The sequence below is a fragment of the Brevundimonas sp. 'scallop' genome, assembly GCF_011045535.1.
GTDB classification, from domain to species: Bacteria; Pseudomonadota; Alphaproteobacteria; order Caulobacterales; family Caulobacteraceae; genus Brevundimonas; species Brevundimonas vesicularis.
Window position 1 is genome coordinate 2,397,403 of the sequence record NZ_CP039382.1, and the last position, 21,083, is coordinate 2,418,485.

The following is a 21,083-nucleotide window of genomic DNA, read 5'->3' on the forward strand; positions in this document are numbered from 1 at the left end:
ATTGCTCCTTAATCTCCCAATGCGCTTTGCGAAGAAGACGCTCCCGCCGTCACGCGCAGAGAGCCGCGCACCACCCACAAGCCGCCATAGACGACGGCGAGGCCTGTCAAAATAGCTGCCAAACCTGAGACTTCCGAAAGGCTGGCGCCCATGGCGTTCAAGCGAACAAAGGCCTGAACAGCAGCGGTGGATGGTGAAATATGCGCGAGCCAAACGAGGCCTTGAGGCATCATGAAATGGGGCCACGCAGCACCGGATAGGAAGAACAAGGGCGCAGAAGTGCCGACCAGAACCTGAAGGACCCGCTCATGGCGATCGAAAAGCGCGCCTAGAAGCAGACCCACAGCGGCCACCGCTGCTGAAAATATGGGCGCCAGCAGTAGGACGCCGATCAGATTGCCTGCGCGGGGATAGTCCTGAAACCAGAACACGAAACCGAAATAGAAGAGGCTGGAGGCTGTCCCAATCGCCGTAAGCGCCAGCCACAAACCCAGGCGCGCGCTGCGTTTCAGCCTAGGTGCGCCGGTTTCTCGACGCACGGCTGTGATCACGCCGGCTCCCAGCAATAGCGTCTGCTGCAGGATGATCAAACTAACCGCCGGCACGGCGTAACCGCCGTAGCCCTCCGTCGGGTTGAAGAGGGAAACCTGCTTCAGGGTCGGCGCCAATCTGACGGCGCGGGCGATATCAGGCAGCCCTTTCAACTGCGCCTCGGCGACCTGCGCTGTTGCGGCGGCGACGGCTCTGCCGACAGCCGTGACACGAACCAGATAGCCGCCGTTCAGCCAGATGGCCACGCCCGTCGGCGCCCCCCTCAACAGATCGGCCGCAAAACGCTTAGGCAGGACGACGACCCCGTCGACCACGCCGCGCCGCATCAGTTCAAAGCCCTCAGCAGGGGATGAAATCACGGCGGCGACCTCGATCTCGCGCGACGCATTCAGGTCTTCGACAAGAGTGCGCGTCAGCGATGTCTGCGTCGGTGTCGCTATGGCGATGGGCAGTCCCGTCGCGGCCTGTCCGGCATAGGCGGCCGGATAGTAAAAGGCGTAAAGGACGACGGCCAGGATCAGCAGACTGCTGACCGGCCGCGCACGCGGCAGGTTCCGGAACGTCGCGGCGAAGGCGGCGATAACGCCCTGTTGCGGGAGCGGAAAGTTCAAATTCTCCGGCTTTGGGACAAGACGCGCTCGTACTCGGATGAAAAGCGCCATTAGAAGAAAACCAACGACGGCGACGCCGCTCAGGATCATCAAGTCTCGCCATGCCGATGCGGAAGTCGCACTCGTGACTAGCTGGCCGGTCTGTAGCCGCAGATAGTGCGTATAGGGAAGGATATCGCTCCAGATCCGGGCGAAGCGCGGCCCATGGTCCAGCGGGAGAGTGCCATTGGAAAAGGCGATAGCCGCACCCGCATAGATGGCGGTGGCCGAGAACGCCATATCCACCTCGCCAAGCGCGGCGACCAGAAAAGCCGACAAGACAACGCTCACCGCCATCAAGGCGAGTATGCCAAGGATCAGAAGAGGGAGCGAGCCTGCTACACCCCAGCCCCGGACGCCGCTGAGCCAAGCGATCCAGGCCAACCCCCACAGGCTGAAGATCACGAAGTGCGGAATGAGTCGCCCGATCAGAGCTGTCGTCGTGAAGCCGCCCGTCTCGGCCTCGAAGCGTTTGAAGGAGCCGCCCTGCATTTGCCGACCAACCGCCAACACCGCGGAACAAGCCGCCAGCAGATGAAGGACCCCCGGCGCCAGGAGTCCGCCGAGAAAAAACTCGAAGCTGAGCTGCGGATTGCCGACGATCGACACCTGGACAGCGGGGAGTTGCAATGCGGTTTCGGGCAATCCTCTCTGGCGCGCGCGTTCTTGCAACTGCTGGCCGGCCGCTGATGCGATGGCCGCGCTCTGCCCCAAGGCCGACAAGGCGCCGACCGTCTGGAAGGCGCCATTAAACGACACGGTCACCTGTTCCGGCCGACGAAACGCCCCGTCCGAAAAATCTGCTGGAAAATGAGCGACGCTGTAAATCTCGCCCCGTCGCATCAAGGCCATGGCCTCCGTCATCGTCGCCGGAGCATGGGTCACGCGAACACCGGCGCTCGCCTCCATGTTGCGAATAGCGGCGCGGCTGAAGGCCGAATTGTCTTGATCGACCACGGCGACCGGGGCCTGACGGATCACTCCAGGGGCCAGCATCGCCGCGATGACCATCAGCAGGATCAGCGGCAGGCCAAAGGCGACGAACGCATCCCACCGTCGGGTCATCAGGACACGCGCCTCGTCCCGAACGGCCGATACGAAGACGGCCGCGAGGCGTCTCACCGTGCGGACCAATCGAACAGCACGCTCATGCCAGGCCTCAGGCCGCTGACAGGTCGAACAGGCTTGGCCTTGACCTGAAAACTTCGCACGTCATAGCCGCTGGACTGCCGGGTTGAGCGCCAGGTGGCGAACTCGCCCTGAGGATTGATGGCGGTGATCCGGAAGGCCACGTCAGCGAGGCCGAGTGCGGGCACGTCGCCACGCACGATCGCGCCGATTTTCAGATCGCGAAACTGATCCTCGCGCACACTGAACGTAACCCACGGGTCGCCGATGTCCACGATTGTGAAGACTGGCACGCCCGTAAGCACGAGCTCGCCGACATTGGCGAAACGCTCCGCAACCTCGCCGTCATTTGGAGCGAGCAGTCGTGTCTCGCCTTGCAGGCTTTGGACCTCAGCGACGGCGGCCTGCGCGCCTTGCACATTGGCGTCGGCAACAGATTTTTCCTGTGGCCGTGTCCCTGCCAATGCCTTCAGGTACTGCTGACGGGCGGCTTCGGTCTGCGAGGCTGTAGCAGCGCGAGCGGCCACGGCTTCGTCACGGCGCTGGGCGGAAATCACGCCTTCGGCGAACAGGTTCTCCGCCCGCCGCGCAGTTTGGTCCGCCAAACGAGCCGTCGCCTGGGCGGCGCGCCAGATGGACTCGACCGACTGCACATCTTCGCGCCGAGCGCCTTCGCGGCTCATTGACTGAATGGCTTGGCTCGACTGGAGCAAGGCGCGGGCCTGAGCGTCCTTTGCTGCAACCTCCGGGCTGCTCATCAGAGCCAACTCTTGACCTGCCTTCACCTGATCGCCCTCTGACGCGAGGTAGCGCTCCACGCGACTAGGCACCTTGGTCGCAACAGTGAAGGTCTCCGCCTCGACCATGCCCTGAACCTGATCCCTTACAGGACGGGCCGCGAGGAAGAGGCCCACGATGATGAAGCCGATCAGCAGCACGAGGCCGACGCCCACGATCACAGGCAGAATACGTCGCCGTGCAGACGTACGACTGGCCGCGATGGTCGGCGCACCGTTTGTCGAGGCATCGGCAAAGGGAGGCGTCTCGCTCATGGCGCGCTTATCCGGTCTTCGCGTTGCAGATAGTCGTTCAAGGTCAGATCGCTTCCCGACGCCGCCAGCAAGGCGGCCAGGCTGAGATCATATTCGTAAGCTGCTGCTGCGCGTTGCAAACGCGCGGCCCCCAGAAGATTGCGGGCGTCCACGACGGAGGCGGCTGTGGCCTCGCCTTCACGGAACCCAACCTCCTGAACTCTAAGATTCTCGCTGGCGGCCTCCAGGCTGCTGTCCATGCTCAGAAACTGACGGCGCGCCAACTCCGCCTGATTATAGGCTCGCGTGACCAGCAATCGGGCGTCGTCTCGGGCCTGTCGTTCCACCTCCGCAGCAGCCGAGGCCTGAGCGCGCGCTGCGCCCAGCATGCGTCGTCGATCCACCGTCGCTATCAGAGTGTAGCGGGCGCCGACCCCGACCGCCCAATCCGGCTCGGTCGGCAGAGCGTCGTCTGGATTCAGATTGTAGGTTCCAAATGCATAGACGGACGGCTTCATTCGTGACGCCGCAAGATCGGCACCCGCCTCGGCAAGATCGCGCCCGGCTTGAGCCTGCGCAAGGCGAGCATTCGACTGACTTGCCTGGTCAAGAAAAACGCCGGCTGGACCGATTGGGTCACGGTTTACGAATAGGGGCGTGGTTGGAACGACGGCGCCATTGGTGTCAACAACCCTGGCGAGGGACGCCACGGCGTTGTCGTGCTCCAGTTCGGCCCTGTTGACCTGCCGCTGCGCCGCATCGCGGGCCACTTCGACCTGAAGCGTCTGGGCGTGGCTGAGCACGCCTTGCGATTCCAACAGTCGAGCATTGCGCAAATGCAGATCAAAGCCGTCACGGGTCTCGTGTGCGATCTTCAGCGCTTCGGCTGCCAGCACCTGGCCAAAATAAGCCCGCGCCAGATTTACGTCCTCCAGACTGATAGCTTCCTGCTGCTTCGCCTGCGCCAGATCCACATTGGCCGCCGCCGCTCGTCGGAGAGCTGGAATCGCACCGCCGGTATAGATCGGTTGAAACGCCGTCACCGTGGGGCGAAAGGTCGTGTCATTGACCTGCAGTCGGACGTCTTGCGGCAAGGCGGCGAAAATTTCCGGAAGCGCCGCTTCCAGCCGCTGACCGACACTCTGCAACACGTCACCCGGCACACCGGGCAAGTCCGCGATGAGCCCGGGAATGGCGGCGCCGAGCTCGGCCTGTGCGCGGTCCAGCGTGTCGCCCAGCGAGAGATCGAATGTCTTGCGATAACGGATCAACTGAGCATCGAGCGCTACGGTTGGCCGATTTAGCCCGGCAGCCACATCCGCCTGGGCCCTGGCGGCCTGCATCCCATAGCCCGCAGCGCGACCGAGACTGGAGTTGGAGCGAACACGTTGCTGAGCAGCCGCATAGGTCAGAGCGACTATAGCGTCGCCCTGGGCCGCCTCCTGGGGCGCGGCCTGGACTTGGGAGACCGCCGCAAGGGCGTTCGGCGCTGTTCCGGCCAAAATGCCGACAGCAACCGAACCGATCCAAGCTGCACGCATCGTTTCACCCCGCCTTCAGCAGAGAGAAACTATCCGAAGCTAAGCCGCTTGGTCCAGCGGCTCCGCACCGCACGACAGCGAATGACGTTGCACAGTCTTTGCCGCCGTCCTGCATGCTCGTGCCCGTCCATCTCTATGGGCGAAGCTTTGCGCCAGCATCAAAATGCTGACTAGCGACTTAAGCGTCGGCCGCCGGAAAGACGGCAACCTTCCTCCGGACGTGTCGTTGTCAGAGCCTCCTCCCCTTCGGCCGCAACCGCGAACGTCATTCCGCAATCGAAATCAGAAGGATCGCCATGCCGGTCATCGTCGTCACAGGCGCCAGCGCCGGCATCGGTCTCGCGATCGCCGAGCGGTTCGCCCAAGCCGGATGGCAGGTCGTGGTTATCGCCAGACAGGCTGAGCGGCTTTTCAACGCCGTCGAACAGCTGAATCGTTCGGGCGGCAGAGTGATCGGCATGGCGGGTGATGTGTCCGATCCGGCCTTCGTCGAGCAGGCGGGCCGCGATGTCATGGACGCTTTCGGCGGCATCGATGTCTGGGTCAACAACGCCATGTCCACGGTCATCGGGCGCGATGAAGATCTGACCGACGCCGACTACCGACGCGTCGTCGAGACGACCTATCTGTCTCAGGTCTACGGAACGCGCGCGGCGCTTCGGGTCATGCGGCCGGCGGACAAAGGGGCGGTGATCCAGATTTCCTCGGGATTGGCGCTGCGCCCTGCCCCGCTGCAGGCCGCCTACTGCGGCGCCAAGGCGGCCGTCGACGGGTTCACGGAGGCCATTCGGGCCGAACTGATCGCCTCATCCTCCAACGTCACCCTGACCACCGTCTATCTGCCGGCCGTCAACACGCCCCAGCCTTTGTGGTCACGCAACCGGACAGACCGGGCGCAGGTCATTCCAGATCCTCTGTTCGATCCCCGCCTGTGTGCAGACGCCGTCTGGTCGGCCGTGGAGCGGCCCAGCCGCAAGGTCTTCGTGGGTCGCACGACATGGCTGATGGCGCTGGCGCAACAGTTCGCACCGGCGCTGGCGGATCGCCAGGCCGCCAAGATGATCGCGGCACAACAGGGCGACCCGCAACTGCCGCGTCTCGGCAATCTCGATCAACCCGAAGACGGTCCGGCGGCGATCGACGGCCCGGACACCGAACGGGTGATCAGACCGTTGATCGGTTTCGTGTCCAGCCGCCAGATCGCGGCGCTCAAGGTCGCGGCGGTCGGCGTGCTCGCGGGCCTTGCCGTAACGGCTGGCCTTGCGATCGGATCGCCCAAACGATGACCGAGACGACCTTCACGCCCCATCCGGCGCGCTCGTCGCAAGCACTCCGTCCCGACGGATACGTCGCCCTCGAAGACTATGGCGTTCTGGGCGAGGGCCGGACGGTGGCCCTGTCAGCGCTGGATGGCGGCATCGATTGGTGGTGCGTCCCGGCGATCGATGCGCCGCCCCTTTTCGACCGGCTGCTGGATCCGGCGGGCGGCCGGTTTTCGATCACGCCGACCGAGGCCTTCATGGCGACCCGCCGCTATCGCCCCGACAGCAATGTGCTGGAGACGGAGTTCACCACCGCCAGCGGACGCGCGCGCCTGACCGAGAGCCTTAACAGCGGCACGGCCGGTCGTTTGCCCTGGTGCGAACTGGCCCGCCGTATCGATGGCCTCGTGGGCGAAGTGACCTTCGCCCTGCACATGCGTCTGGGCCGTCGGGGCGACACGGCCAATCCGTATCATTCCAAGATCGGCGAACACACGGTCTTCCACGTCGAGCGGGTGCTCGGCCTGTTCGTCCACGATCCGCGCATCTCATGCGAATGGTCCGATGAAGGCATTGTCGGAACCATTGTGGTCGGCGCAGGCGAGCGGCGCACGGTGGCCATCGTCGCCGGGCGGGACGAGCCGCTGGTCGTACCCTCCATCGAAGAGATCGACGCCCGCATCGACCTGTCGGATCAGGAATGGCGGGACTGGGCGGCGCGCCTGAACTGCCCCGGCCTGTATCGCGACGACTTCATCCGCAGCGCCCTGGCGTTGAAGTTGCTGCTGTACTCCCCGTCGGGCGCCATCGCCGCGGCGGCCACGACGTCCCTGCCCGAGCGTCTGGGCGGCGACAAGAACTGGGACTATCGCTACGCCTGGCTGCGCGACGCCGGCTATACGATCGAAGCCTTTTTGGCGGCCGGCGCGCAGGCGGAGGCCAAGGCCGCTTTCAGCTGGCTGCTGATGCAGCTGAAGCGCCATGGCGCCAAGGTCTGCTACAGCCTGGACGGCGCATTCGTGCCGCCGGAAACGCACTGGGACATGCCGGGCTATAAAGGCTCGCGTCCTGTGGTCACCGGAAACCGGGCCGCCGACCAGGCGCAGCACGGCGTGTTCGGCGACATCTTTGAGACCGCCTCACGTTTCGTCGGCTGCGGCAACATCCTCGACAGCGCCAGCGCCCAGCAGTTGTCGGAACTGGCGGACCAGTGCGCCGACGCCTGGAGACAGCCGGACGCGGGCATGTGGGAGCTGGAGGATCAGCAGTACTACACCATGTCCAAGATCAGCTGCTGGCAGGCCTTGGCCCGTGCGGTCGAGCTGGCCGACGCGGGACAACTGCCGACGACGTGCCGGGATCGCTGGCGGCGCGAGCGCGACCGGATTTTCGACTGGGTCGAGACGCATTGCTGGTCCGACAGCCTTCAGGCCTTCGTCATGTATCCGGGCAGCGACAAGCTGGACGCCGCCCTGGCCTTGGCCGTGCGGTTCCGGTTCGATGGCGAAGAGCGGCTACGCGCAACCCTTGAGGCGCTCGACCGCCATCTCGGCGCCGGCGTCTTCCACTATCGCTATTCCGGCATGCAGGACGAGGAAGGCTGTTTCATCGCCTGTTCCTTCTGGATCGCCGAAGCCTGGGCGACGCTAGGCGAAGCGGACAAGGCGCGCGCCCGCATCGACGCCCTGCGCGAAGCCCTCAGCGGCCGTTGGGGCATGCTGACCGAGATGATCGACCCGGACACCGGGGCCTACCTCGGCAACATGCCGCAGGGGCTCAGCCACCTCGCGCATCTGACCGCCCTGACCGCCGTCGGCAAGGCGCAGACCTCTTCCCCCCAGCCCGAAACGGAGACGTTCCATGACTGATCGCCTGACCCTTCAGGATCCGCGCGAGCAATATCCAAAGCCGCCCTTCCCGCGCCAACCGCAGCCCGTGCCCGGAGAAGCGCGCGAGATGGACCCCAAACCCGATCATGGCGAGGACAGCTATCAGGGTTCCGGCAAGCTGAAAGGACGCAAGGCCCTGATCACCGGCGCAGACAGCGGCATCGGCCGGGCGGCCGCCATCGCCTACGCCCGGGAAGGCGCCGATGTGGCGCTGTCCTATCTGCCGTCCGAGCGTAAGGACGCCGCCGAAGTCATCGCCCTGATCGAGGCTGAGGGCCGCAAGGCCATCGACCTTCCCGGCGACATCACCGATGAAAACTGGTGCCGGCAGATGGTTGAACAGGCCGTGTCGGAGCTGGGCGGACTGGACATCCTGGTCATCAACGCCGGCCGCCAACAGTATCGCGAGGACATCTCTCAGGTGACGTCGGAAGACTTCGACAAGACCTTGAAGACCAACCTCTATGCCATGCACTGGATCGCCCAGGCGGCCGTCCCGCATCTGCCGGCTGGCGCCTCGGTCATCACCACCGCCTCGATCCAGGCCTATGAGCCTTCCGCCATCCTGCTGGACTACGCCACCACCAAGGCCGGGATCGTCGCCTATACGAAGGCCCTGTCCAAGCAGCTGATCGAAAAGGGCATACGCGCCAATGTCGTGGCGCCCGGCCCCTTCTGGACGCCGCTGCAGTCGTCCGGCGGACAGCCGCAGGAAGCCGTGATGAAGTTCGGCGAGCAGGTGCCGCTGGGTCGTCCGGGCCAGCCTGTCGAGATCGCCCCGGTCTATGTGCTGCTGGCCTCGCAGGAAGGCAGCTACATCACGGGCGAAGTTTTCGGCGTCACCGGCGGCATGGGCGTCGCCTGACAAGAAAAAACCGGCGGCGGGATCGTCCCACCGCCGGTCTCTCTCGTTCTGCCGGGCGACTAGCCGGCGATGGTGGCGACGGAGCCGGAATCCACCCGGATGCCCGCGCCGTTGATAAAGCTGGCGCGTTCAGAACACAGGAAGGCGACGGCAGCCGCGACCTCTTCAGCCTTACCTCGGCGATCCAGGGTCATGCCGGGGCGTTCTTCTTTCAGGAAGCTCTTGATCGCATCCTCGAAAGTTTCGCCGCGTTCCTCGGCGCGCTTCTTCATCATGGCGTCGGTCATCGGGGTGGCGATGAAGGCGGGCGAGACCGTGTTCACCAGCACATTGTCGCAGCCGTAGGCCTTGGACAGACCCTTCGCCAGGCTGAGAATGCCAGCTTTCGAGGCGCAATAGGCCAGTTCATCGACGTAGGGCTGGACCGCATCTTCCGAAGCGAACAGGACGATGCGGCCCCAGCCCGAACGCCGCATGGCCGGAATGGCCTGGCGGCACATCCTCACCGCGCCCATCAGATTGATGTCGAGCGTCTCCAGCCAACCGGCGTCATCGACATCCAGGAAATCGCCGGTCGCGCCGGTCACGCCCGCTGCGTTCACATAGATGTCCGGATCGCCCATGCGGTCTCGGACCTCCGACCACAGTCTTTCGACATCGTCGGCCTTGGTCACGTCGCCGGTCACGCCGATGCATTCGCCCAAGGCGGAAAGCTCCTGGACGGCTTCATCCAGCGTGCCGTCCGGCTTGTCGGTCAGGGCGACCCGTACGCCGGCTTCCAGCAGCAGCCGCGCCGTCTCCTTGCCCATGCCGGAATCGGCGCCGGAAATGAGGGCGATACGCCCCTTGATCCCGAGGTCCATCACAAATCTCCTGTTCGTTGACGTTCGAGGAAGCGATCGGCCGTGCGCAGAGCGACGGCCATGAGGGTCAAGGCCGGGTTGGCCGAAAGCGCGCTGGGGAAGACGGAGTTGTCGCAGACGTACAGATTGTCGATCTCGACGCTGCACCCGTCGCCATCGACGACCGCCCCGTCCGCCTTGTCTCCCATCCGGCAGCCGCCGATGGTGTGCGCCGACCGGGCCACCGCGAAGATGTCCTCGGCGCCCGCTGCCGTCCAAAGCTCCGTCATCACGCGCCGGGCATGGGCGTCCAGCTGCCGCTCGTTCTCGCCATAGCTGAAGTCGATCCGCGCCTTGCGCAGCCCGACGGCGTCGACCTCATCGGACAGGGTCAGGCGGTTGTCGTCGTCCGGCAGACACTCTCCATTGATGCCGATCCCGGCGAGCCGGCGATAGTTGCGCAGCGTATCGACCAGCGGCGCGCCCCACAGGCCGGCGCCGCGCGCGAACCCACCCGCCAGGGTGACCGGCATGACGCCAAGGCTTTGGATTAGATAGCCGCCGGCGAAGTTCGCGTCCGACGGACGCACCATGTCTTCGCTGATCAGGGAAGACGGATAGCCGCGGTTCATCGACATGTCGGCGTCGAACCGCCCCCAGACCTGGGTCGCCACATGCGTCATGAAGTTGCGGCCGACCTCGCCGCCGGCGTTGCCTAGTTCCCAGTTCAGCAGCAGGCGCGGCGTCTCGACACCGCCCGCACAAAGGAACAGCGCTCGACAGTTCAGTCGATGATCCTGCCCGTCGCGACGATAGATCACCGACTTGATCCGCCCGCTGGCGTCACGCTCCACGCCTATGGCCCGAGCGTTGGCGATGATCATGGCGCCATTGGCTGCGGCCATCGGCAGAAAGCTGTTGTCCGCGCCGCCCTTGGCGCCGGTTCTGCATCCCTGATGGCAGGCGCCGCAGTTGACGCAGGCCATGCGGTGGGGCGTCGCCCCCGCCTCGCGATCGCGGGACAGAACGGCTGCCGGCGCATCCGTAACGGTCAGCCCGACGGCCGTCGCGCCACGGGCCATCGCATCCGCCGGGGCGTTGCGCGGGACAGGCGGATAGGCGAACTGTCGCCCGCCCCACGGATAGTCGGCCGGGCCTGAGACCCCGATCACCGTCTCTACGGTCTCGACATAGGATTTCAGTTCGTCCCAGCCGAACGGCCAGTCCCGCCCGCGACCCGTCTCCGAGGCCAGCGTCAGATCACGGGGATCGGGTCGTGGGCAAAAGGCGCCCCAGTGCAGGAGCGAGCCGCCGACGCCCTGGCCGGAGTTGTTGGCCCCAAGGGCGGTTGGGTCGCGCCCTCCGCTCAGGCGCTCCTCCATCCAATAGAGATCGGCCGTCGTTTCGTCGGGCGTATGCTCCGCCGGATCGAAAGCCCGCCCTGCCTCCAACACCGTGACCGAAAGCCCGGCCTTCGCCAGCCTGGCCGCGATCGGAGCACCGCCGGCCCCGCTGCCGATGATGACGACATCGGTTTCGCCGGCCGTCCTTGCAGGCGCGCTCAACCCACGCCCTCCATCGGCAGACGCCAAGGTTCGGTGTGGTCCGCCGCCGTCTGATCGTAGCCCTGAAACCGGCCTTCGCCGCCCGTGGCGAAGCCGTCGTAACCGATCTGAGCCCAGGTGGCCGGCAGCGACATCCACAGGCGCGCGGCCTCGGACACGACGTCCTCGAACCACAGCCTCATGGCGTGCGCCGAAAGCCGGCCCGGCTCGGGCCATTCGCCCTGTGAAATGGTTCGCAGGATGTGGTCTTGGCGATCGGGGGCCAGGGTTGCGAACTCCGGCGCCGTGGCGGCGATCTCATCCAGCCCGCGTCGCCAGGCCTCGGCGTCCGAGGGAAGATCGGCGAACCGCCACCCGTCGCCCTGTCCGCTGGCGAGCCCCACATCCAGACGCCGCGTCAGATCATCCGGATCGCCTGCATCAGACAGAATGCGCGCGATCATCGCCGACAGGACGGCGCTCTGGGACGGGTTCAGGACGCCGCCCTCGGCTTGGGTGGGACCGAAGTGACGATCCAGCATTGCGCGTCGCGTCCGATCCGACACGCGATCGGACGCCATCAGATCCACGAAGGGTGGAGGCAGCGCAGATGAACCGAGCTTCTCGACGAACTCCAGAACCAGGCCGGCGAGACGGTCTGGCTGTTCCTGAGGGATCAGGTGCGCCGCATCCGACACGACCACCACGTCAGCCGCGCGATAGTGGGGGGCGTTGAAACGCCGCTGCGCCCCCTCGCCCAGATCGCCATCCTCTGCGCCGGCGATGATCAGGGCGGGGAAAGGCAGGACGGCGACTTGATCGGACCAGTCCTCGCGCGATCCTTCGGCCAGCCATCCGCGCCAGGCGTCGGGGCTGGTTCGGGTGAAATCGGCCAGCGCCTGATCGAAGGCGGCTTGCGGCAGACCGGCGGCGGTATTGGCGTCGATGAACTGGCGCCCCCGATCCTCGATCCTCGCCGAATCGTCGAACCAGGTCAGCATATCCGCGCGCCTGTTCTCGTCCATCGGCTCCGGCGAGGGTGGCGATCCGGCGACCAGCACCACGCCCAGCAACCCGCTCAAGCCCGCCGCCCCGTCACGCGCCCGCGCGGCGATTAAGGTCGCAAACTTGCCGCCCATGCTATGGCCGACAAGGATCCAGCGCGGGAGATGGAGATCGGTAAGGCGGCGGATCAGGTCGTCGAGCACGACTTGGACATCGCCATAGCCTTCCCCCGCCCTGTCCCCGAACCCTGGAAGATCGATCGCGACGGTCACCACCTCATCGCCAAGCCGGTCGATCACCGCGTCCCAATCGTGGCGGCTCGAGCCCAGGGAATGAAGGAAGACGACAGTAAGGCGGGTGTCTGTGGGCATGCAGGGGCTTTTTAGAAAGCGAAGACGCGAGGCTCCGCCGTGATCGGTCGGCGGTCGTCGATCAGCGCGCCAGCGGCGGAATTGCTCCCAACAAAACAGATACCGGACGTCGAAACCGGCTCGAACACGCCCTGTCCTCAGGCCGCCGCCAATTCGGTCAGAAGCTTCTCGATGAAGGCCGTGTCGTGCGGTTGATCGTTGGCGGCATCGACGATCATGCGATCCTCGGACCAGCGTCGATCATCGCGCAACGGCAAGGACGCTTCCATGCCGGGCCGACGCGCCGCTGCGATCCGCAACGCCGTCGCCTTCGGTCCCGATACGATTTCCGTGACGCCGGCATCACGGGCGAGCGCCGCCAGGCGGCGGCCGGTGAACAGATCCTCTGCTAGGTCAGGTAAGGGACCGAACCGATCTTCGGCTTCATCTCGCAGGGCGTCGACATCTTCCGCCGTGGCCGCGCGCGCCAACCGGGCGTACAGATTGATGCGCACGGTTTCGTCGGGAATGTAGTCCGCCGGCAGATGCCCTGTCGCGCCGACGTTCAGATTGGGAGAGACCTTGTCTGGATCGGGATCGCCTTTTGCAGCCGCGAGCGCCCGAGCCAGGACGGCCTGGTAAAGGGCCGAGCCGATCAGCCTGACATGCCCGGCCTGTTCCTCGCCCACCAGATCGCCGCCGCCGCGCAGGTCCAGATCGCGCCCGCTGATCGCGAAGCCCGCCCCCAGTCGGTCCAGCGCCTCCAGCGTCTGCAGTCGGGCCTCCGTCGCCGCCGCCATCGGCGCTTCGGGATCGGAAAGCAGATAGGTGAACCCCTGTCGCCGCCCCCGGCCGACACGCCCCCGCAGCTGATGCAACTGCGCCAGGCCGAACCGGTCCGGCCGCCAGATCAACATCGTATTGGCGCTCGGCACATCCAGGCCGGTCTCGATGATGTTCGTGGCCAAAAGCACGTCCCCCTCGCCGTCGGAGAACCGGCTCATAATCTCGTCGATCGCGGATGGGGACATGTCACCGTGCGCCGAGACCACCGACAGCTCGGGCGTCAGGGTCTTCAGGCGTTCCGCCAAGGGTTCCATATCCTCGATCCGCGGCACGACCACGAAACTCTGCCCTCCCCGCGCCTTCTCGCGCATCAGCGACAGGCGAACCGCCCCGGCGTCGAACGGGCTCATGAAGGTTCGGATTGGCCGACGTCGCGCAGGCGGACTGGCGATCAGGCTGACGTCCTGAATGCCGACCATGGCGCTTTGAAGAGTCCTCGGGATGGGGGTGGCCGACATCGACAACAGATGCGGCGCCTTCTCTGCCAAGGCAGATTTCATCTGCGCGCCGAAGCGGTGTTCCTCATCGATGATGACAAGCCCAAGACTGGAAAACGCTAACCCTTTCGACGCCAGCGCCTGCGTGCCCACCACGACGCGCATGGAGCCGTCCGCCAGCCCTGCCTTGACCGCCCGCGCCTCCGCGCTGTCTGCGGCGCGCGACAGGTGGCCGATTTGAATGTCAGTATCCTTGAACCGTCTCTTGAAGACCTCGAAATGCTGACGCGCCAGGACGGTGGTCGGGGCGACGACGATGACCTGTTTGCCGGCAAGGGCCACGGCCGCCGCAGCGCGCAGGGCGACCTCGGTCTTGCCGAAACCGACATCACCGCAGACGAGCCGGTTCATGGGCTTGCCGGATCCCAGGTCCGACAGGACCGCCTCGATGGCGCGCGCCTGATCGGCCGTTTCGGGGAAGGCGAACCCGGCGGCGAACCGGGCCAGCGCCTGACGCGGCGCGGCGATCGGCTCGGTCCTCAGCGCTGCGCGCGCTTCGGCCCGGGCGGACAAGGCCGCTGCGGCCTCGTCGATCTGCGTGCTGACCTTGGCGCGACGCTTCAGCCATCCCTGTGTATTCAGCCGATCCAGCGACACCGCGTCTGGCTCCGAGCCATAACGCCAGATTTTGCTAAACTCCTCGATCGGCGCGAGAATGGTCCCACCGCCATGATATTCGATGCGCAGAACGTCGCGCTCCACACCATCGGCAGCGAACCGCTCCAACGCCTTCAGGACGCCCAGACCGTGGTCTTCATGGATGACCACATCGTCCAGCCGCAGTTCAGTCTCTCCGAACGCATCGATCGTATCGCCGGATCCTCGCGCGATCCGGCCGCCGAAAATGTCCGAGGGCGTCAGGACGACTAGACCGGCGGCCGCCTGTCGGAAGCCTGTGTCCAGATCGGCGGTTACGACGGCGATCTGCCCGTGCTGCAGAGTCGCGATCGCGCTCCAGCTCTCCAGCACCACGGGCGCATCGATACCGTGTCGGCGCAGCAGGCGCAGAATGATCCTGTGCTCATGAGGCAATCCCGTCAGGACGATGCGATCGCCCGCCTCGCGCCGCTCAGCAACGAACTGTTTCAGGGCCCGCCCCGGCGACTTCTCCAGCGCAAAGGCCGGCGTCGGCGCCCAACCCTCGACGCTCAGGGGTTTGGCGCCTTTCAACGCCTGCCGAACGTCCTTTTCCGTCAAATAGAGGCTGCCGGGTTTCGGAGGACGCGCGCCCTCGCTGAACCGCAGGCGCGTGTCATAGGCTTCGGCCACATGCGCGCGAATGCGTTCGAACCGGTCCTCGACGCCCACGTCGGTCAGGATCATCGGCTCGTCGAGGAAATCAAACAGGGTCGTCGACGTCTCAACATCGATCGACGGGCCCGTATCCTGATGATCGGCCTCGTCATCCTCGGAAGACCGGTCACTCCACTCAGCCGCCGGGGTCAGACAGATCGTCTCAATCTCGGCGCCCCGGCGTTGCGATACGGGATCGAAGGCGTGGATCTCGATGATCCGGTCCGCCTCATCCAGGGCGATGCGATAAGGCGTGGCAGACGCGGGCGGGAAGACGTCGACCACCGCGCCAAGCAGAGCGTACTCGCCAGGTTCATCGACCCGCTCATCCGCCGCATAGCCCGAATCTTTCAGAAACGACTCCAAGGCTTCGCGATCCAGCGCTTCGCCCGCCGCTAGCGACAAGCGGGCCTTGATCCGTTCGCGCGACGGCGTCCGTTGCACGATCGCATCGGGCGAGGCGACCAAGAACACAGGCCTTGCGCTGGCTTCGTTCAGGGCGGCTAAGACGGCCATCCGCCGCCCCATGCTTTCTCGCGAAGGCGCGGCGCGGTCGTAGGGCAGGCAGTCCCAGGGCGGCAGAACCATCACCTCGGCGTCCTTCACCATCGGTGAGAGCGCCGCCGCAATCTCATCGGCGCGGCGTTCGCTGGTGGCTATGAACACCACCGCCTGCGATCGCTTTGTTTTCATCTCGGCAAGTCCGGCCGCCACAGCCGCCGCCGGCATCTTCCAACGCTTGCCGTCGTCCTGCTCGGGCGCTGGCCCTCCAACGAGGACCTGTTGGCCCGTGGCGGAAAGATCGGTGTCGGCAGGTGACGATTTCATCCTGGCTCAACCCCAAGGCCGGCCGAGAGTTGCGCCCGGTCTGGTACCCCCCGGTCGTTTCAGCCGTCAGCGCGACGGAACCGCCCTAAAAAAGCAGGTCGCAGGATCTCTTTGTGCGGCGGCTATTTCGGCCGTGGCCGTATCGTACGCATGGCCTAACCCACAACAAAACGATGGAATGCTGTCATCATTCGCGCGTCTCGGACGAACCGGCGAACCAGTCCGCATACGGAGTGTTTCGCACCATGCGCCCATTGACATCCGGTGAGTCGTCGCTCCACCACACGGCCCCCCGCTCGCCCAGTCCCACCTTGGCCTTGTCCACGCTCCGCCGCGATGCGGCCAGGGCATCTGAATCCTTAGCCGCCAAGGCCGTCCGCACCGCCCGGCGCGCCGACATCAGATCATGCACCAGTTCGTCCCTCGCCGCAGCCGACAAGGCAGGATTGGCGCATCGCCAAAGCCGGCCTCGCACCACGAAGTAGCGGACGTCTGGAGTCGTAGGGTATCGGAAAGGCTTCTTCATCGTCGGGACAATGCGCAGCGCGCCCGATGGGCGCCGCCCAGAGGGTTCAAGCCCCTAAGTGATTGAGCTAGCGCGATCTGCGGGCTTGACAGAACCTCCTCGAATTAAGGCGCCTAATCTCCAACAAACCGTCGAGGATTCGTTATCGTTATCAGCGCATAAGCTAGCAACTCGTGCGCTTCGCCCGTGCCTTCGCGCAGCCTCAGTATTGTCGGACGACGAAATTCCCGCGGCGTCTGTGGCAGACCGAGATCAAAAGAGATGCTGTTCACTGTTTGCTGGGCTCGTGCAGCCATGACCCCGGAAAGCTGAACAGCATGAGCGATGGTAGAAGCCGACAGAAGCCATAAGGATATCCTTATGTGTTTCTTGACTTCGGCGCCGGGTGCGCGCCTCATGAACAGGTCGAGGTTCTGCGCGTCGCCTCCCGGCGATGCGGAGCTAAGAGGGAAGCCGGTGTGATGCCGGCGCTGCCCCCGCAACTGTGAGCGGCGAGCCGAAGGTCCATTTCGTGTCACTGACGTCTTCGGACGTTGGGAAGGCCGGGCCCGAAGCCGTGACCCGTGAGCCAGGAGACCTGCCCCGACAGATAACGTCCTCCGGCGGGGTGTCCGGTCAGGTCGCATGAACGCCGCGACGGGACGACTGCGCGCGAGCGGTCGCGCGCCCCTGTCCGCTGTCTCGCCACAGCATCAACGGCAGAGACCATGGCGAGCAGCGACTTCACCTTCAGGATAAAGCGGACTGCGCTCGACGAAGACTATCGTCCCGCCGAGAAGACGCGGATCACCACCAATTTCGCCAACCTTGCGCGAGGCGACAGCCGACGGGACAATCTGCGCAATACTCTGCGGATGATCGACAATCGCTTCAACTCCTTGGCCCACCACGACAATCCGAGGGGCGATCGCTATGCGCTGGAGCTTCAGATCGTCACGGTCGAGATGAGCCTTGGCTCGGAGCGCGACGACGCCTTTCCGCTGATCGAAATCCTCCAGACGACCATCATCGACAAACAGACCGGCGAGCGCATTGACGGGATCGTGGGGAACAACTTCTCTTCCTACGTCCGTGACTACGACTTCAGCGTAGTCCTGCCCGAACACCTGAAGGCGCACCCGAACAGCGGCGTGCCGGACGACTTCGGCGATCTGCACGGCAAGCTGTTCCGGCACTTTCTGGCGTCGCGCGCCTATCGCGACAACTTCGCCAAGGCGCCGGTCATCTGCCTCAGCGTCTCAAGCAACAAGACCTATCATCGCACCGGCTTCGACCATCCCGTGTTGGGCCTGGAATACGCCAACGACGCCTTCTCGCCGACCGACCGGTATTTTGAGAAGATGGGGATGAAGGTTCGCTACTTCATGCCACCGGGCAGCGTGGCGCCGTTCGCCCTGTACCATATCGGCGACCTGACCGGCGGCTACACCGACCTCGAACTGGCCAGCACCATCGCCACGATGGAGACCTTCCAGAAGATCTATCGGCCCGAGATTTACAACGCCAACTCCCCGGCGACCGAGGTGTATCAGCCCAGCCTGAAGGCGCAGGACTATTCGCTGACCCGCATCGTCTACGACCGCGACGAGCGCAGTCGGCTGGCCGTCGAGCAGGGCCGTTTCGTCGAGGAGCGGTTCATCAAGCCGCACCGCGCCCGTCTCGACCAATGGTCGGCCGCCTTCGCCGCCGCCTGATCAGTTTCCAGATTTCAGAGTCTCCTCTCATGAAAACCCTTCTCCCGACCTCGACCGCCGGCAGCCTGCCCAAACCCGTCTGGCTGGCCGAGCCCGAGACGCTCTGGTCGCCCTGGAAGCTGCAGGGCGACGACCTGATTGAGGCCAAGCAGGACGCCCTGCGCCTGTCGCTCGATGATCAGCGCCGGGCCGGCGTCGACATCGTCAGCGACGGCGAACAGACCCGCCAGCATTTCGTCACGACCTTCATCGAACACCTGGACGGCGTCGACTTCGAGAACCGCAAGACCATGCGAATCCGCAATCGCTATGACGCCAGCGTCCCGGTGGTCGTGGGCGCCGTCAGCCGTCCGGAATCGGTCTTCGTCGAGGACGCCAAGTTCCTGCGCGCCCAGACCGACCAGCCGATCAAATGGGCGTTGCCCGGGCCGATGACGATGATCGACACCCTGTATGACGACCATTACGGCAGCCGCGAAAAACTGGCCTGGGAGTTCGCCAAAATCCTCAATGAGGAGGCCCGCGAGCTGGAGGCCGCCGGCGTCGACATCGTCCAGTTCGACGAGCCCGCCTTCAACGTCTTCTTCGACGAGGTGAACGACTGGGGCGTGGCGACCCTGGAAAAGGCGGCAGAGGGACTGAGGTGCGAAACGGCGGTCCACATCTGCTACGGCTACGGCATCAAGGCCAACACCGACTGGAAGAAGACTCTCGGCTCGGAATGGCGGCAGTACGAAGAGGCCTTTCCCAAGCTTCGGACCTCCAGCATCGACATCATTTCGCTCGAAGCCCAGAACGCGCTCGTGCCGATGGATCTGATCGAACTGATCCGGGGCAAGAAGGTGATGGTCGGCGCCATCGATGTCGCAACCGACACGATCGAGACGCCCGAAGAGGTGGCCGACACCCTGCGAAAGGCGCTTCAGTTCGTGGACGCCGACAAACTCTATCCGGCCACCAACTGCGGCATGGCGCCCCTGTCGCGCCGGGTCGCCAACGGCAAGCTGCGCGCCTTGAGCGCCGGCGCCGAGATCGTGCGCGAGGAACTGTCCCGCGACCTCTACTACGGCATGGAGAGGTGCGAGTCGTGAGGGTGCGCCTGATCGACATGGTGTTCCCCGGCGACGCCAACCACCATGGCACCCTGTTCGGCGGGGTTGGTCTGGCCCACCTCGACAAGGTCGCCTTTCTGGCCGCGAGCCGTCACGCGCGACGGGCCGTGGTCACGGCCGGATGCGAGCGGATCGATTTCGCGGCTCCGGCCCGGATCGGCGAGATGGTCGAGGCGGTCGGCCGCGTCGTTCGGATCGGGCGCTCGTCCCTAGGCGTCGAAGTCGAACTACACGCCGAGAGCCTGCTGAGCGGCGAGCGCCGCCTGTGCACGCGCGGAGCCTTCAACATGGTCGCACTGAGGCCGGCGGGCGATGCCCATCCCTTGTCGCCTCTCGATGAGGCAGGCGAGGCGGACGACGGCTGGCTGAGGACCGCAGAGATGGTCTTTCCCGGCACGACCAACCACTACGGCACCCTGTTCGGCGGCGACGCGCTCAGGCTCATGGGCAAGGCGGCCTTCGTCACGGCGACCCGCCATGCGCGCGAAGTCATGGTCATGGCCGCGACCAACCGCATCGACTTCAAGGCCCCAATCGACGGCGGCGACATGGTCGAACTGGCCTCGCGCGTGAAGATGGTCGGGCGAAGCGCCCTCTCGGTCGAGGTGCAACTGTGGGCCGAACGCCTCCTGACAGGAGAAAGGCGACGCTCCGCCACAGCGGAGTTCGTCATGGTGGCGGTCGATGCGGCGGGCAGGCCGAAGGCAATCAAAGGCAGGCGGACTTCAGATGGAGGCTTGGGTGCGATAGATGGTGGTCTTGGGTAGGCAAGAAGCAAACCCAGCTTAGGTCCAAGTAATCGACATCGAGGCGAATTTGGGGATCCAAACGAACGTAGCGCGGGCTGCGATAGCCTCGTGAAACGACCGTCCTGACCGTTCCAGCATCCGTTTTTCCAAATGCGACACCCCATGTTCGGCGGCATCTGATCACGCGCTGACCTCCGACTGCAATAACGGCGAGCTCGATGCTGTGAAGAGAGGAGAAAGGATCAAGATCCGCGCAAGTCGGACGCGCCATGGGCTGGGCTGGCTTAGCTGACAGCACCGACTTAAAGTTCGGACCATGATAAAATCGAACGCGCTCTGGCAGTTCTGGATCGACCGGGGCGGCACCTTCACCGATGTCGTGGCCCGCGCCCCCGACGGCACGCTGCAGACGCGCAAGCTGCTGTCGGTCAATCCCGAGCACTATGCCGATGCGGCCGTGGAGGGCATTCGGCGGAGTCTGGGCGTGCAGAGCGGCCCGTTGCCGGCCGGTCTGGTCGGGGACGTGCGGATGGGCACGACTGTGGCGACCAATGCGCTTCTGGAGCGCAAGGGCGAACCGACGCTCTTGGCCATCACCTCTGGCTTCGGCGACGCCCTCCGGATCGGGTGGCAGGCGCGCCCCGAACTGTTCGTGCGCGAGATCGTGCTGAACGACCAACTGTATGACCGGGTGGTCGAGATCGACGAACGTGTGACGGCGGACGGCCAGATCGACTGGCCGCTGGATGAAGACCGGGCGCGCGCCGACCTGACGGCGGCCCATGCGGCGGGACTGCGCGCCGTCGCCATCGTTTTGGTCCACGGCTGGCGGTTCACCGACCACTAGACGCTGCTGGCGAAAATCGCGCGCGAGGTCGG

Annotated in this window: 15 protein-coding genes and 1 riboswitch; of the genes, 7 read left to right on the forward strand and 8 right to left on the reverse strand. The window is 65.1% G+C overall.

What is annotated here, in order from left to right; translation table 11 throughout:
- Positions 1-8: 8 nt before the first annotated feature.
- Genes E4341_RS12010 through E4341_RS12020 form a run of 3 tightly spaced genes read right to left on the reverse strand, consistent with a single transcriptional unit; the run spans position 9 to position 4,902 of the window.
- On the reverse strand, positions 9-2,336 hold the full coding sequence (locus tag E4341_RS12010; RefSeq protein ID WP_240893538.1) for an ABC transporter permease: 2,328 nt from the start codon (positions 2,334-2,336) through the stop codon (positions 9-11).
- Entirely contained in the window at positions 2,321-3,382 is a 1,062-nt protein-coding gene (locus tag E4341_RS12015) for an HlyD family secretion protein (protein ID WP_240893539.1), read from the reverse strand. The genes E4341_RS12010 and E4341_RS12015 overlap by 16 nt, the downstream gene beginning before the upstream one ends.
- Positions 3,379-4,902, reverse strand: coding sequence for a TolC family protein (locus E4341_RS12020; protein ID WP_165117539.1), 1,524 nt, complete (start codon positions 4,900-4,902; stop codon positions 3,379-3,381). The genes E4341_RS12015 and E4341_RS12020 overlap by 4 nt, the downstream gene beginning before the upstream one ends.
- A 296-nt stretch (positions 4,903-5,198) precedes the next feature.
- On the opposite strand from E4341_RS12020, the gene E4341_RS12025 reads away from it, so the two are divergent.
- The 3 genes from E4341_RS12025 to E4341_RS12035 are packed head-to-tail and all read left to right on the forward strand — an operon-like array spanning position 5,199 to position 8,918.
- Complete coding sequence (locus E4341_RS12025; RefSeq protein WP_165117541.1) at positions 5,199-6,188, forward strand: SDR family oxidoreductase; 990 nt, start codon at positions 5,199-5,201, stop codon at positions 6,186-6,188.
- Positions 6,185-8,032, forward strand: coding sequence for a glycoside hydrolase family 15 protein (locus E4341_RS12030; RefSeq protein ID WP_165117543.1), 1,848 nt, complete (start codon positions 6,185-6,187; stop codon positions 8,030-8,032). Before E4341_RS12025 ends, E4341_RS12030 begins: the two co-directional genes overlap by 4 nt.
- Positions 8,025-8,918 (forward strand): SDR family oxidoreductase, encoded by an 894-nt coding sequence (locus tag E4341_RS12035; protein ID WP_091745758.1) that lies wholly within the window; start codon positions 8,025-8,027, stop codon positions 8,916-8,918. Before E4341_RS12030 ends, E4341_RS12035 begins: the two co-directional genes overlap by 8 nt.
- 59 nt (positions 8,919-8,977) lie before the next feature.
- On the opposite strand, the gene E4341_RS12040 is transcribed toward E4341_RS12035, so the two are convergent.
- The 5 genes from E4341_RS12040 to E4341_RS12060 form a co-directional block, all read right to left on the reverse strand.
- Entirely contained in the window at positions 8,978-9,781 is an 804-nt protein-coding gene (locus E4341_RS12040) for an SDR family NAD(P)-dependent oxidoreductase (RefSeq protein ID WP_165117545.1), read from the reverse strand.
- Positions 9,781-11,325, reverse strand: a complete 1,545-nt coding sequence (locus tag E4341_RS12045; protein WP_165117547.1) for a GMC family oxidoreductase — start codon at positions 11,323-11,325, stop codon at positions 9,781-9,783. Before E4341_RS12045 ends, E4341_RS12040 begins: the two co-directional genes overlap by 1 nt.
- Positions 11,322-12,680 (reverse strand): alpha/beta hydrolase, encoded by a 1,359-nt coding sequence (locus E4341_RS12050; RefSeq protein WP_165117549.1) that lies wholly within the window; start codon positions 12,678-12,680, stop codon positions 11,322-11,324. Before E4341_RS12050 ends, E4341_RS12045 begins: the two co-directional genes overlap by 4 nt.
- Positions 12,681-12,817: 137 nt before the next feature.
- A complete protein-coding gene (locus tag E4341_RS12055; protein WP_165117551.1) occupies positions 12,818-16,123 on the reverse strand; it encodes a DEAD/DEAH box helicase in 3,306 nt (1,101 codons plus the stop codon).
- A 187-nt stretch (positions 16,124-16,310) separates the two neighbouring features.
- Positions 16,311-16,535, reverse strand: a complete 225-nt coding sequence (locus E4341_RS12060; RefSeq protein ID WP_240893540.1) for a hypothetical protein — start codon at positions 16,533-16,535, stop codon at positions 16,311-16,313.
- 505 nt (positions 16,536-17,040) lie between these two features.
- A riboswitch (cobalamin riboswitch) is annotated at positions 17,041-17,249 on the forward strand.
- 107 nt (positions 17,250-17,356) lie between these two features.
- Here E4341_RS12060 and E4341_RS12065 point away from each other — a divergent pair.
- The 4 genes from E4341_RS12065 to E4341_RS15765 all read left to right on the forward strand — a co-directional run bounded on the left by E4341_RS12065 (position 17,357) and on the right by E4341_RS15765 (position 21,051).
- Positions 17,357-18,343 (forward strand): DUF1852 domain-containing protein, encoded by a 987-nt coding sequence (locus tag E4341_RS12065; protein WP_165117555.1) that lies wholly within the window; start codon positions 17,357-17,359, stop codon positions 18,341-18,343.
- A gap of 29 nt (positions 18,344-18,372) precedes the next feature.
- On the forward strand, positions 18,373-19,434 hold the full coding sequence (locus tag E4341_RS12070) for a methionine synthase (RefSeq protein WP_165117557.1): 1,062 nt from the start codon (positions 18,373-18,375) through the stop codon (positions 19,432-19,434).
- Positions 19,431-20,222 carry an acyl-CoA thioesterase gene (locus tag E4341_RS12075; RefSeq protein ID WP_240893541.1) on the forward strand — a complete coding sequence of 264 codons (792 nt, stop codon included), beginning with the start codon at positions 19,431-19,433 and terminating at the stop codon, positions 20,220-20,222. Before E4341_RS12070 ends, E4341_RS12075 begins: the two co-directional genes overlap by 4 nt.
- A 298-nt stretch (positions 20,223-20,520) precedes the next feature.
- The gene (locus E4341_RS15765) at positions 20,521-21,051 is read left to right on the forward strand and encodes a hydantoinase/oxoprolinase N-terminal domain-containing protein (protein WP_370458450.1); all 531 of its coding nucleotides are present in this window, start codon (positions 20,521-20,523) and stop codon (positions 21,049-21,051) included.
- Positions 21,052-21,083: the final 32 nt, after the last annotated feature.

Excerpts from the sequence above, each read along its gene's own strand:
- E4341_RS12020 (WP_165117539.1), bottom strand. The coding sequence starts at position 4,902 with ATGCGTGCAGCTTGGATCGGTTCGGTTGCTGTCGGCATTTTGGCCGGA.
- E4341_RS12015 (WP_240893539.1), bottom strand. The coding sequence starts at position 3,382 with ATGAGCGAGACGCCTCCCTTTGCCGATGCCTCGACAAACGGTGCGCCG.
- E4341_RS12065 (WP_165117555.1), top strand. The coding sequence starts at position 17,357 with ATGGCGAGCAGCGACTTCACCTTCAGGATAAAGCGGACTGCGCTCGAC.
- E4341_RS12050 (WP_165117549.1), bottom strand. The coding sequence starts at position 12,680 with ATGCCCACAGACACCCGCCTTACTGTCGTCTTCCTTCATTCCCTGGGC.
- E4341_RS12055 (WP_165117551.1), bottom strand. The coding sequence starts at position 16,123 with ATGAAATCGTCACCTGCCGACACCGATCTTTCCGCCACGGGCCAACAG.
- E4341_RS12040 (WP_165117545.1), bottom strand. The coding sequence starts at position 9,781 with ATGGACCTCGGGATCAAGGGGCGTATCGCCCTCATTTCCGGCGCCGAT.
- E4341_RS15765 (WP_370458450.1), top strand. The coding sequence starts at position 20,521 with ATGATAAAATCGAACGCGCTCTGGCAGTTCTGGATCGACCGGGGCGGC.
- E4341_RS12030 (WP_165117543.1), top strand. The coding sequence starts at position 6,185 with ATGACCGAGACGACCTTCACGCCCCATCCGGCGCGCTCGTCGCAAGCA.
- E4341_RS12070 (WP_165117557.1), top strand. The coding sequence starts at position 18,373 with ATGAAAACCCTTCTCCCGACCTCGACCGCCGGCAGCCTGCCCAAACCC.
- E4341_RS12035 (WP_091745758.1), top strand. The coding sequence starts at position 8,025 with ATGACTGATCGCCTGACCCTTCAGGATCCGCGCGAGCAATATCCAAAG.
- E4341_RS12025 (WP_165117541.1), top strand. The coding sequence starts at position 5,199 with ATGCCGGTCATCGTCGTCACAGGCGCCAGCGCCGGCATCGGTCTCGCG.